Origin of the sequence: Streptomyces sp. ADI95-17 (assembly GCF_003846175.1) — a bacterium.
Lineage (GTDB): Bacteria > Actinomycetota > Actinomycetes > Streptomycetales > Streptomycetaceae > Streptomyces > Streptomyces sanglieri.
In genome coordinates this window covers 426,792-438,809 of the sequence record NZ_ML123049.1, presented here as the reverse complement: position 1 = coordinate 438,809, position 12,018 = coordinate 426,792, and the positions used below count along the sequence as shown (strand labels likewise).

At 71.6% G+C, this 12,018-nt stretch carries 14 protein-coding genes; 8 read left to right on the top strand and 6 right to left on the bottom strand.

Going from position 1 to position 12,018, the window contains the following annotated elements:
• Nucleotides 1-7 precede the first annotated feature (7 nt).
• Nucleotides 8-472, top strand: a complete 465-nt coding sequence (locus EES42_RS28750; protein ID WP_124721187.1) for a hypothetical protein — start codon at nt 8-10, stop codon at nt 470-472.
• Nucleotides 473-544: 72 nt separating this feature from the next.
• Here EES42_RS28750 and EES42_RS44965 read toward each other — a convergent pair whose 3' ends face one another.
• Complete coding sequence (locus tag EES42_RS44965; RefSeq protein ID WP_164495357.1) at nt 545-1,666, bottom strand: DUF1648 domain-containing protein; 1,122 nt, start codon at nt 1,664-1,666, stop codon at nt 545-547.
• 162 nt (nt 1,667-1,828) lie between these two features.
• Nucleotides 1,829-2,230: a GntR family transcriptional regulator gene (locus EES42_RS28740; RefSeq protein WP_124721186.1), complete on the bottom strand. Its 402-nt coding sequence runs from the start codon at nt 2,228-2,230 to the stop codon at nt 1,829-1,831.
• Nucleotides 2,231-2,351: 121 nt separating this feature from the next.
• Here EES42_RS28740 and EES42_RS28735 point away from each other — a divergent pair, with 121 nt between their 5' ends.
• Genes EES42_RS28735 through EES42_RS28725 form a run of 3 tightly spaced genes read left to right on the top strand, consistent with a single transcriptional unit; the run spans nt 2,352 to nt 4,491 of the window.
• A complete protein-coding gene (locus tag EES42_RS28735) occupies nt 2,352-2,723 on the top strand; it encodes a hypothetical protein (protein WP_124721185.1) in 372 nt (123 codons plus the stop codon).
• Nucleotides 2,720-3,697: an ABC transporter ATP-binding protein gene (locus EES42_RS28730; RefSeq protein WP_124721184.1), complete on the top strand. Its 978-nt coding sequence runs from the start codon at nt 2,720-2,722 to the stop codon at nt 3,695-3,697. Before EES42_RS28735 ends, EES42_RS28730 begins: the two co-directional genes overlap by 4 nt.
• Nucleotides 3,694-4,491 (top strand): ABC transporter permease, encoded by a 798-nt coding sequence (locus tag EES42_RS28725; RefSeq protein WP_124721183.1) that lies wholly within the window; start codon nt 3,694-3,696, stop codon nt 4,489-4,491. The genes EES42_RS28730 and EES42_RS28725 overlap by 4 nt, the downstream gene beginning before the upstream one ends.
• Nucleotides 4,492-4,554: 63 nt before the next feature.
• Here EES42_RS28725 and msrB read toward each other — a convergent pair whose 3' ends face one another.
• The 4 genes from msrB to EES42_RS28705 form a co-directional block, all read right to left on the bottom strand.
• Complete coding sequence (gene msrB, locus EES42_RS28720) at nt 4,555-4,962, bottom strand: peptide-methionine (R)-S-oxide reductase MsrB (protein ID WP_124721182.1); 408 nt, start codon at nt 4,960-4,962, stop codon at nt 4,555-4,557.
• A 9-nt stretch (nt 4,963-4,971) separates the two neighbouring features.
• On the bottom strand, nt 4,972-6,366 hold the full coding sequence (gene murC / locus EES42_RS28715) for a UDP-N-acetylmuramate--L-alanine ligase (RefSeq protein ID WP_124721181.1): 1,395 nt from the start codon (nt 6,364-6,366) through the stop codon (nt 4,972-4,974).
• Nucleotides 6,367-6,425: 59 nt separating this feature from the next.
• Nucleotides 6,426-6,878, bottom strand: a complete 453-nt coding sequence (locus tag EES42_RS28710; protein ID WP_124721180.1) for an indole-3-glycerol phosphate synthase — start codon at nt 6,876-6,878, stop codon at nt 6,426-6,428.
• A 149-nt stretch (nt 6,879-7,027) separates the two neighbouring features.
• A complete protein-coding gene (locus EES42_RS28705) occupies nt 7,028-7,792 on the bottom strand; it encodes a pyrimidine reductase family protein (RefSeq protein ID WP_241196637.1) in 765 nt (254 codons plus the stop codon).
• Nucleotides 7,793-7,829: 37 nt separating this feature from the next.
• Between EES42_RS28705 and zapE the strand changes: the two genes are divergently transcribed.
• The 4 genes from zapE to EES42_RS28685 all read left to right on the top strand — a co-directional run.
• Nucleotides 7,830-8,921: a cell division protein ZapE gene (zapE, locus tag EES42_RS28700; RefSeq protein WP_124721178.1), complete on the top strand. Its 1,092-nt coding sequence runs from the start codon at nt 7,830-7,832 to the stop codon at nt 8,919-8,921.
• A gap of 80 nt (nt 8,922-9,001) precedes the next feature.
• Nucleotides 9,002-9,427, top strand: coding sequence for an OsmC family protein (locus tag EES42_RS28695; RefSeq protein WP_124721177.1), 426 nt, complete (start codon nt 9,002-9,004; stop codon nt 9,425-9,427).
• 125 nt (nt 9,428-9,552) lie between these two features.
• Nucleotides 9,553-10,953: an alkaline phosphatase PhoX gene (locus EES42_RS28690; RefSeq protein WP_124721176.1), complete on the top strand. Its 1,401-nt coding sequence runs from the start codon at nt 9,553-9,555 to the stop codon at nt 10,951-10,953.
• A gap of 309 nt (nt 10,954-11,262) precedes the next feature.
• Nucleotides 11,263-12,018 (top strand): FAD-dependent oxidoreductase (locus EES42_RS28685; protein WP_124721555.1); only part of this gene is annotated, 756 nt, incomplete at its 3' end.

The following is a 12,018-nucleotide window of genomic DNA, read 5'->3' as shown; positions in this document are numbered from 1 at the left end:
GGAACAGATGACGACGAACCGCGGACGCAAGGACGTCATCCGGGACCGGATGGCCGCGACCGGCGAGTCGTACAACGTCGCGGCCCGCAATCTGAAGGCCATGAAGGACATGGGCGCCACGCGCGAGGCCGTCCTCACCCAGCGCTGGCGCCCCGCGGACACGCTCGATGTCCCGTGCCCCTGCGGCGGTACCTGCGAGCCCGGCGAGCGGTGCGAGCGCTGCCACGCGCTGCACCGGCACGTGGCGCGCTACCCCGGCAGCGTCACGGACGTGGAGACCTGGGCCGACCGCTACGACTGCATGGGCTGTGCGTCCTCGTACATCCTGACCGTGGTGCTGCCGGGACGGCCGTGGGGTGTCGCCGAGACGGTGGTCCAGGGCGGATCCGCGGAGCCGGTCGTGCGGGCCCGGGTGTTCCCGGGGGTCGCCCATCCGCTGCTGAAGCCGGAGAGCGCGGAGGACGAGGGCTGACGACCGGCGTCGCCCCCGGCCCGTAGCACGGCGCGTCGCCCCCGGCGCGGAGCGCGGCGTCACGACGTGGCGTCACAGCACGGCCCGCACGACGGCCGCTCCCACCGCGACGGCGAGGAGCGATGCCGTGGCGACGAGGACTCGCGGGTTGCCGAGGTTGACCGTCCAGCCGATGCCGACCCGTTTGGGCACCAGGACCGCGGGGTCCTCGGCATTGACGTAGACGGTGCCGGCGCCGCGCCAGAAGCGGTCGTCGTCACGCGGCACGAGTCCGGTGTCCGCCTCGTCCGCGGAGGTGGGCAGCCGGCTCCCCGCGGGCCCGACGCGCAGGACGAGGCAGGCGACCAGGGCGAGCACCGCGACGAGCGGTACGCCGGTGACGGCCCAGGTCATGGGCGTGGAGCGGGTGTCGCTCCACATCAGTGCGGACAGCCCGAGCAGCATGAGGTTCAGCAGCGCGGCGATGCCCATCATGGAGCGGGCCGTGAAGACGAGGTAGCGGCGGTACCGTGCGGCACCGGCCGCGGGTCGTGCCACATCGAGGTCGGCGCGGGCGCGCAGCAGTCCGGCGACCACGGCGGCCACGACGAGGGTGAGCAGCACCTGGCACAGGACGAGGCCGAAGGCCGTCCACACATTGGTCGGGTAGGACTCGTAGACGGTGCCGCCGGCCGAGCGCCGGGGCATGGAGATGTGGTCGGGCAGCCCGGGGTAGACGATGACGCCCGCGGCGACGCTGACGGCGATCACGACGAGCGCGGGGACGGTCCAGTACCAGGGGAAGCGGACCGGGTCGGTGCGCAGCGAGGTGTCCATGACGGCGCCCTGCCGGGTGTGTTCGTACCAGCCGCCGTCCGCCTTCGCACGGGCTATGCCGCGATGGGCCCGTACCCACAGCGCGGCGGCGAGGGCACAGAGCAGCAGGGAGCCGGCGGCTCCGGCGGTGAGGGTGCCGAGGGCCGCGCCGAGCGCCGAGGCGAGCACGGTGACGACGGCCGCGGCGACGAGGATCGCACCGCGGTAGTGGTGGCGCTGTTCCTCGACGGCGGCGGCTCGCGCCTTGTCCGGCGGTACGCGTACGCCGAAGGGGACGGCGGTGGGGTTGAGGAGCGGGCTTGGGGCGGCGTACAGGACGGCGCTCAGCGCCACGAGCATGCCGAAGTTGAGAGCTGCGTCGACCAGCAAGGTGTTCACCTGTCCGTTCTTGTGGCTGGTCCCGGCGGGGCGGGACGTCGCGCCGGTACAGGGCGCGGTCTGTCGGTTCCGCGGTCCGCGAGCCGTTCGTCGCGGCGGCCCCATGGGTCAGGGCGTCTCGTCCGGACCCGTGGGTCAGGGCGCCTCGTCCGGTCCCATGGGTCAGGGCGTCTCGTCCGGTCGACCGGGGAAGCCGTCCAGGACCGTGTCGACATGGCGCGTCACCTCCTGTCTCGGGATCCCGCGGACATCCAGCTCGGCCAGGAGGGTGCGCATGCGCGCCTCCCAGTCGACACCGGCCCGCAGTTCGTCCGACGGCTGCTTGACGTCGGACCGGACCGCCGCGCCGCTCTTGCGGTTGATGCGGATGATCCCTTCGCGTCGTAGCAGGTCATAGGCCTTGTTGACGGTGTGGAAGTTGATCGCCAGATCGACGGCCAGCTGCCTGGTGGACGGGAGTCCGGCACCGGGCGCCAGCGCGCCTTCCGCGATGGCTTCCACCACCCGGTCCCGGATCTGCTGATAGATCGGCACCTCGCTGTCGAGGTCGAGCACTAGGTACACACCCCAATCCTATCTGCTATACATCTAATAGAACAGACGCTCATGGCAACGCGGCAAGCGCGGCGACAGCGCGCGACTGCCCAGGGGCCCCACCCGGGCCCCAAGAGGAGGGGGAATCCCCATGGCACTGATGAACATCTCCGACACCGGCCTCACCATCGAGTTCAGCGGTCGCGAGCGCACCTGGACCCGGCGCGGCTCCCTGACCGTCCCGCTCGCCGCGGTCCGCCGGGTGACCGTCGTCGACAACCCCCTGCGTGCCGCCCACGGCACCCGCAGGGGCCTGCACGCCTTCGGAATCGCCAAGATCGGCATCTGGGGACTGGTCGTCGGCCCTCGTCAGCTCGTGGCCGCCTACCGGGGCAGGCCGGGACTGCGCGTGGAGCTGGACCGCGCCGCCGCCGGGGGCGACTTCGACGAGCTGGTCCTCTCGCTCGACGATGCTCGGCAGACCGCACGGCTGATCGAGCAGCGGGTGGCGAGCCACCGATGAGCGGACGGCCGCAGGGCCCGCACATAGAGGTCAGCGGGCTGACCAAGCGTTACGGAGCGGTCCGGGCCGTCGATGACCTGAGCTTCACGGTGCGGCCGGGCGTCGTGACGGGCTTCCTCGGTCCCAACGGCGCGGGCAAGAGCACGACGATGCGGATGATCCTCGGCCTGGTGGCCCCCACCTCCGGCACCGCCACCATCGGCGGCAGGCGGTACGTGGACCTGCCCAGGCCCTCCGCCACCGTGGGCGCCGTGCTCGACGCCTCCGCGGTCCACCCCGGCCATTCGGCACGGGACCATCTGCACATCTACCGCACCATGGGCGGCCATCCGGCCGACCGGGTCGACGAGTTGCTGACCCGGCTGGGACTCGCCGAGGTGGCGGACCGCCCGACCCGCACCTTCTCCACGGGCATGCGGCAACGGCTCTCGCTCGCCACCGCGCTGCTGGGCGACCCGCGGGTACTGCTGCTGGACGAGCCGGGCAACGGCCTCGACCCGGAAGGCATCGCCTGGCTGCGCGCCCTGCTGCGCGGACTGGCCGCCGAGGGGCGCACCGTGCTGATCTCCAGTCATGTGCTGAGCGAGGTGCAGCAGATCGTCGAGGACGTCGTCGTGATCCGCAAGGGCCGGCTGGTGGCAGCGGGACCACTGGCGGAGATCGAGCGGTCGTCGCCGGGCACGGTGCTGGTCCGCTCCCCGGACGCGGCGGAGTTGCGCGCCGCGCTGCTGCGCGGCACCGCGCGGGACGGGGTGGCGGACCGGGTGGACCTCATGGCGGACGGAAGCCTGCGCGTGTACGGGATGGCGGACCGCGCCGTCGCCGATCTGGCCGCCGCCGAACGGCTGCGGGTCCACGGGCTGACCGCCGAGGCCGGCCTGGAGCGGCTCTTCCTCCGGCTGGCGGGGGACGACGGAGCGGGCGGCCACGACCGGCCGCGGGCAGCGACGGACGAGAAGGCGGCACGGCGATGAACGCACTGGTCAAGGCGGAGTTCCGGCGGCTGTCCGCCACCCGCCTCCCGCTGTGGGCGCTCCTCGCGGCCGTGGTCCTCGGCGGCGGCATGGTGGGCGCGATGACGCTGGTCGGCCCGGAGAACTTCGATCCGCCGGCGCCCGGCCTGGACACCGAGGCCGGTGTGCGCTCCGTACTCGGGATGCTGAGCTTCACGGTGTTCCTGCCGGCCGCGCTCGGCACCCTGGCGATGACGTCGGAGTACCGTCACCGCACCGCCACGCACACCTTTCTGCACGCCCCGCGGCGCCGCCGGGTGCTGACCGCCAAGCTCGTCGCGTACGGCGTCGCCGGTCTGCTGTACGGGCTGGTGCTCACCGGTACCGCGGCGGCCGCCTTCTTCGGGGGCGTGGCGGTGCGCGGGGTGACGCCTGGCATGGCCTCCGGCGAGGTGCTGGGGCTGCTCGTCCGGCCGGCGGTGGCGATGGCGGTGTACACCCTGCTGGGCGTGGCCGCCGGGGCGCTGATCCGCCACCAGGTCGCGGCGCTGGCCGTCGTCGTCGGCTATCTGTACGCGGGCGAGTACCTGCTGATGATGATCCCGGGCGTCAAGCTGCTCTATCCGCTGCTGCCCGGCGGCGCCACGGCGTCCCTGACCGGCTTCAGCTATGTGGCGGACACGATGGCCGCCGAGCTGGCGACCGGCCCGGTGCCGCTGCTCTCCCCCGTCGGCGGCGCACTGCTGCTCGCCGGGTACGCGCTGGTCGCGGCGTTCGTCGCGGTCCTGGTGCCGATGCGCAGGGACGTGCACTGACCCCGCACGACACGGCGGGTGCCCCGGACCCGCGGTCCGGGGCACCCGCCTTTCCTGCCTGTCTCAGCCCTCGTCCGGGGCCAGCCGCAGCGAGATCGAGTTGATGCAGTACCGCTGGTCCGTGGGGGTGGGGTAGCCCTCGCCCTCGAAGACATGGCCGAGGTGCGATCCGCAGCGTGCGCAGCGGACCTCGGTGCGGACCATGCCGTGGCTGCGGTCCTGGATCAGTTCGACCGCGTCGCTGTCCTTCGGGTCGTAGAAGGACGGCCAGCCGCAGTGCGACTCGAACTTGGTGTCCGAGCGGAACAGGTCGGCGCCGCAGGCGCGGCAGGAGTAGACGCCCGTGGTCTTGGTGTCGGTGTATTCGCCGACGAAGGCGGGTTCGGTGCCGGCCTGGCGCAGGACCGCGTACTCGGCCGGGGTCAGCTCCGCCCGCCACTGCTCGTCCGGCTTCTCGATGTCGTACGACACGTCGCTCCCTCAGCTCGACAGGTGGTCCAGGATCTGCGGGCCGAGGTCGGTGACGTCGCCCGCTCCCATGGTGAGAACGAGATCGCCGGGCTTCGCCATTCCCGCGACGGCCTCGGGGACCGCGGCCTTGTCGTGGACGGCGGTGACGTCGGCGCCCGCGGCCCGTGCGGCGTCGATGATCAGGTCGCTGGTGATGCCGGGGATCGGGTCCTCGCGGGCCGGGTAGATGTCCAGCACCACGGAGGCGTCGGCCAGCGCGAGGGCCTGGCCCATCTCGGTGCCGAGCTCCTGGGTGCGGGAGAAGAGGTGGGGCTGGAAGACGACCAGGAGGCGGGCCTCCGACGCGGCGCCGCGCATCGCTTCGAGGTCCGCGGTCATCTCGGTGGGGTGGTGCGCGTACGAGTCGATGACCTGCACGCCCGCCGCCTCGCCCTTGAGCTGGAGGCGGCGCTTGACCCCGGTGTACTTGCCGAGGGCCGAGGCCAGGTTGTGCGCCGGGACGCCGAGGGCGACACCGGCGGCGAGGGCCGCCACCGCGTTGAGGGCGTAGTGGCGGCCGGGCACGGAGACCGTGAACGTGAGGTACTTCCCGTTCAGGACGACCGTGACCTCGCTGGTCAGTCCGCGCGGGGTGATCTTGTGGACGCGTACGTCGGCGGCCTCGGACTCGCCGTAGGTGACGACGTTCAGCGAGGGGAGGGACCGGACCCGCTCCGTCAGCTCGACGGCGCCGGCCTGGTCGGCTGAGATCACCAGGGTGCCACCGGGGACGATCTTGCCGGCGAACGCCTCGAACGACTCGTAGATCTCGTCCATCGAGGCGTAGTTCGCGTGGTGGTCCAGCTCGACGTTGAGGACGATCGCGACCTCGGGGTCGTACTTCTGGAAGCTGCGGTCGCTCTCGTCCGCCTCGGCGACGAAGATCGCGCCCTCGCCGTGCGCGGCGTTGGTGCCGGGGCCGGCGAGGTCGCCGCCGATGGCGTACGAGGGGTCGAGGTTCAGCTCGGTCAGGGCGACGGCCAGCATCGACGTGGTGGTCGTCTTGCCGTGCGTACCGGCCACCGCGATGGCGCGCAGCCCGCCCATGAGCGAGGCGAGCGCGTCGGAGCGGTGGACGACGGGTACCGACAGCTCGGCGGCGCGCAGCAGCTCCGGGTTGTCGGCGCGGATGGCGCTGGAGACGACCACGCACGAGGCGTCGTCCGCCAGATGTCCGGCGGCGTGCCCGATGTGGACGGTCGCCCCCAGCGCCCGCAGTGCCTCGGCGGTACCCGACTCCTTGGCGTCGCTGCCCGCGACCTTGGCGCCGCGCTGGGCGAGGATCTTCGCGATGCCCGACATTCCGGCGCCGCCGATGCCGATGAAGTGCGGCCGTTCCATGGCGGCAGGAATACCGGGTGCCATGCGTGTGTCTCCCAGAGGTCGATGCGGGTACCGGGGTCGGTACGAGGTGCCCGCCCAGCCTATTCGCTGTGCGCGAAGAGCTTGAGCACCGGTACGCCGACCTTGTGACGGGCCCTGGAGGCCCAGTCGCGGTGGAAGAACTCCTCGACGTAGTGCGGCGCGGTCAGCACGATGACCTCGTCCGCCTCCGCGTCGTCGACCACGGACTTCAGCAGGTCCAGGGGATGGTCCTCGATCACCTGTCCGACCGCTTCGGAACCGGCCTGCCGCAGCGCCTCCAGTGACACTTCGAGCGCGAGTTCGGCGGGCTGTCTGGCGTTCTTGCCCTCCGGCTCCTCGCTCTCCCTGGCGGCTTCCTTGAGTTCGCCCATCGCCAGGTCGTCGATCGCCCGCAGCAGCACATCGGCCTGGTCACCGCGCGGCTGCATGAGCACGACGAAGGAGGTCTGCTCCTCCCCGTGCAGGGTGGTGACGAACTCGACGTCCTCGGAGGTGAGGGGCTTCTCGATCATCAAAACGCTGGTGAACACCACGGGCGCCCTTCTGCTTCAGTGACCGTCGCCGATCACTGCTGAAACCATCCTTCCCCGTGCTCGCACGGGGTCTGCGAGAGTAATTGTGCCCACCGGAAGCTAACCGGAACGGCAAATTCCGCTGAATGTCAGCTCCGACGGTACCGAGTGAAGAGGAACCCGGCCTCTTCCAGCATCGATGCCAGGGCGAATCGTTCCGGCACGGCCACCGACGGACCGCCCGCGATCCGCTGCGCGTCTCCGGCGGTCATCATCGGCGAAAGGGTCAGACAGAGCTCGTCCAGCACCCCGGCGGCCACGAACTGGCCCAGCATCCTGGGGCCGCCCTCGGTCAGCAGCCGCTTGAACCCACGGTCCGCCAGCTCCCGTACGGCCCTGGCGGGGTCCACCCGGGAGCCCTCCCCCGCGATCACCACCTCGGCGCCGGCCCGGCGCGCCTCCTCGATCCGGCCGGGAGGGGCCCCGGCGCCGGTCAGCACGAGGGTCGGCACGAGCGGCCCGGTGAAGAGCGGCAACGAGAAGTCGAGGTCCAGACTGCCGCTGACCACGGCGATCGCCGGGGCGGGCCCCTGCCCGGCCGCGGCCCGGCGGGCGGCGAACGCCTCACGGGCCCTGGCCGGGCGATAGCCCTCCAGGCGTACCGTCTCCGCGCCGGCGAGGACCACGTCCGCCAGACCGCGCAGGGTGCCGAAGATCCGCATGTCGCTCTCGCAGGAGATCGGCTGCGAGCGGCCGTCGTGCTGGGCGGCCCCGTCGAGCGTCGAGACCATGTTGGCGCGCAGCCAGGGGCCGTCCTGCTCGGGGTAGGCGTAGGCGTCGGCCAGGGCGTCCAGACTCCACTCCCCCTCGTCGTCGGCCGGTGTCAGGTCGGTCACAGGGAAGAGGCGTCGCATGTCGTGCAGTCTGGCACGGCGCTTAAGGTGGAGAGTTGTGTCGTCCTCCACAGCCGTGCCGGGGCAGAGCCCCATAGCCGAAACGGCCCCCCTGTCCCTCTGCGCACTCGAACCCCGCGTACCCGCCGACCGGCTGGTCGCCGAGATGGTGCCGCCGCCGCGCTTCGACTCCGTACGCTTCGATACGTACGTCCCGGACCCGAACCAGCCGAGCCAGACCGAGGCGGTCGAGGTCCTGAGTGACTTCGCGGCCGGGCTCGGTGGGGCGCACGCCAGCGGCTCGGGCAAGCGCAAGTGGTTCAGCAGGAAGCCCGCGGCCCCGTCCGCGCCGCTCGGGGTCTACCTCGACGGCGGCTACGGCGTCGGCAAGACCCATCTGCTGGCCTCCCTCTGGCACGCCACCCCCGCCGCCCCGTCGCTGAAGGCGTTCGGCACCTTCGTCGAGCTGACGAACCTGGTCGGCGCGCTGGGCTTCCAGCAGACCGTGCAGACGCTGAGCGGGCACCGGCTGCTGTGCATCGACGAGTTCGAGCTGGACGACCCGGGCGACACCGTTCTGGTGTCGTCGCTGCTGAGCAGGCTGGTGGAGGCGGGGGTCGCGCTCGCCGCCACCTCCAACACGCTGCCCGGCAAGCTCGGCGAGGGCCGGTTCGCCGCGGCGGACTTCCTGCGGGAGATCCAGGGTCTGTCCGCGCACTTCCGCCCGCTGCGGATCGACGGCGAGGACTACCGCCACCGCGGGCTGCCCGAGGCGCCCCCGCCGTACTCCGAGGAGCAGGTCACCAGAGCGGCGTACGCCACCGAAGGGGCCAGTCTGGACGACTTCCCCTCGCTGCTCGACCATCTCGCCCGGGTCCACCCGAGCCGCTACGGCGCACTGACGGACGGCCTGCGGGCGGTCTGCCTCACCGAGGTCCAGCCGGTCCCCGACCAGTCGACCGCGCTGCGCCTCGTCGTCCTCGCCGACCGGCTGTACGACCGGGAGGTCCCGGTGCTCGCCTCGGGGCTGCCGTTCGACCGGCTGTTCAGCGAAGAGATGCTGAACGGCGGGTACCGGAAGAAGTACTTCCGGGCGATCTCCCGGCTGACGGCGCTGGCGCGCGACGCGAAGGGGCTGGTGGCGCAGTAGGTTCGGGTACGTACCCCTCGGGGCCTCTGGGCGCCGAGGGCTCCCGTATCAACCGCACACACCGTTTGAAGGGATCCAGCATGGCTACCACCCGCCAGGCCCACACGGTCTGGGATGGCAACCTGATCGAGGGCAAGGGTGTCGTCACCCTCGACTCCTCCGGCATCGGCGAATTCGACGTCTCCTGGCCGTCCCGCGCGGAGAAGGCGAACGGCAAGACCTCTCCCGAGGAGCTCATCGCGGCGGCCCACTCCAGCTGCTTCTCGATGGCGCTGGCCCACGGGCTTGCCTCGGCCGGCACCCCGTCGACCCAGCTCACCACCACGGCCGACGTCACCCTCCAGCCCGGCACCGGCATCACCGGCATCCACCTCACCGTCCGGGGCGAGGTGCCCGGCATCGACGAGGCGGACTTCGTCAAGGCCGCCGAGGACGCCAAGGCGAACTGCCCGGTCAGCCAGGCGCTGACCGGTACGACGATCACGCTCTCCGCCTCGCTGGGCTGACCACGGGGGCCACTCCCGGCCCGGGACACACTCGCGGCCCGGTGACCCGCATGGTTCCCGCGCGGCTGTGCGCGTGGTACACACATGCGGGTCACTTCTCCTGTCCGCCAGCAGGGAGTTGCCCCATGTCATCAGAGACATCACGACCGACCGCAGAAACGTCGCGCCCCGCCGCCACCCGCCGTCAGGTCCTGGCCGGCAGCGGCGCGGCCATCGCCTCGGTCGCCTTCACCGGAGCGTTCTCCGAACTCTTCGCGGGCACCGCGGCCGCCCGGGGACACAGCGGGTACGGCCCGCTGGTGCCGGACCCCGACGGGCTGCTCGACCTTCCCAAGGGCTTCCGCTACCGGGTGCTGTCCCGGGAGGGCGACCCGCTCCGCTCCGGCGAGGGCCCGGTCCCCAGCAACCACGACGGCATGGCCGCCTTCGCGGGCCGCCACGGACACGTCCGCCTGGTCCGCAACCACGAGAACCGCGTCACCGCGAAGCTCCAGGTCCCGATCGTCGAGGGCCTCACCTACGACCCGATGGGCAAGGGCGGCTGTACGGCCCTGGAGCTGGACGGCCGCAACAACGTCCTCGGTGAACGCGTCGCCATCGCCGGTACGGCGGTGAACTGCGCGGGTGGCCGCACCCCCTGGAACACCTGGCTGACCTGCGAGGAGACCGAGGACAGAGCCGGCACCAACGGCTACACCAAGGACCACGGCTTCATCTTCGAGGTGGACGGCGCCGATCCGCACCGCACCGGCGCCGTGCCGCTCACCGCGATGGGCCGCTTCCAGCACGAGGCCATCGCGATCGACCCGAAGAACGGGACCGTCTACGAGACGGAGGACGCGTTCGAGAAGCCGTTCGGGCTCTTCTACCGCTTCCTGCCCGACAAGCCGCTCGGCGGTACGGGCTCGCTGCGGGCCGGCGGCCATCTGGAGGCCATGCGGGTGCCGGGCGTCCCCGACCTCTCCGTGGTCCAGGAGACCGGCACGAGCTTCGAGGGCATCGAATGGGTTCCGGTACCGGATCCGCTGGCGGCCGAGACACCGATCCGGTTCCAGGACTTCGGCCCGAAGGGCATCACCCACGCCCAGAAGCTGGAGGGCTGCTACTGGGGCGGGTCCTCGGTCTACTTCGTCTCCAGCTTCGCGCACAGCGCGGAGGGGTCCGCCGCCGACCACTACGGCCAGGTGTGGCGGTACGAGCCGAAGCGGCGCCGGCTCACCCTCGTGATCGTCTTCGGCCCCGGCACCGACGTGCAGCTGCCGGGCGAGTCCCCGGACAACATCACTCTCGCCCCCGACGGCGGGCTGATGGTGTGCGAGGACGGCGGCGGCGCACAGCACGTCTTCGGGCTGACGCGGCGCGGCGAGGTGTACGCGATGGCGCGGGGCCGGCAGAACATCGGGACGCCCCAGGAGCCGGAGTGGGGAGAGTTCGCCGGGGTCACGTTCGCGCCGGACGGCGGGACGATGTTCGTGAACTGCTACACGCCGGGGACCACGTTCGCGGTGACGGGGCCGTGGCGCTGACCCGCTGATCCACTGACGTACCGGAGGGGGCGGGCAGCCGGTGCCCGCCCCCTTCGCGCTGCCCGGAGCGGGGTCCGCGTTCTGCACAGCGGAACAGCGGGCGGGAGGGCCGGACGAACGCCCCACGGGCCGCCGGAAGTTGATCGCAGAAGCCGCGGCGGGACGCCATCGGTGGAGATAGGCTCCCGCCTGGTTCCGCGTGCCTCCGCGGGACCTGCCGCACCGGCCGGCAAGGCAGCAGGCCTTGTCCTCGCCGGTGCACCGCATGTTCTCCACAGCCTCGAAACCAACCCCGATGGGACGTGAACAATGAGGCGCGAAACCGCACGGCACGACATCACCGTCGTCGGCGGCGGACTGGCCGGTGTGTGCGCGGCGATAGCCGCCGCCCGGCTGGGCCGTACCGTGGCACTCATCAACAACCGGCCGGTTCTCGGCGGGAATTCCAGCAGCGAGGTCCGGGTCTGGGTCGTCGGCGCCACCGCGCACGGCAACAACCACAACGCCCGCGAGGGCGGCATCATGGGCGAGCTCTTCGTCGAGAACCAGTTCCGCAATCCGGACGGGAATCCGTACTACTGGGACACGGTCGTGCTGGACGCGGTCCGGGCCGAGCCCGGGATCACGCTCTACCTCAACACCGATGTCAGGGAAGTGGACGCCCAGGGGCCCGAGGACGCCCGGCACATCACAGCCGTCACCGGATGGATGATGGGCTCCGAGCGGCACATCCGCTTCGAGAGCGAGATGTTCCTGGACTGTTCGGGGGACGGTCTGATCGGTGCTCTGGCGGGTGCCCGGCACCGCATCGGCCGGGAGTCGCGCGCCGAGTACGACGAGGCATGGGCACCCGAGGAGGCCGATCGCATCACGCTGGGATCGACCCTGCTCTTCTACACGAAGGACGCCGGGCACCCGGTCAAGTACGTGCCGCCGTCCTTCGCCAAGGACATCACCAAGACCTCCATCCCGCAGCGGCGCATCATCAAGTCCGGTGACAACGGCTGCGCGTACTGGTGGATCGAGTTCGGCGGCGAGCTGGACACGGTGCATGACAACGATGCC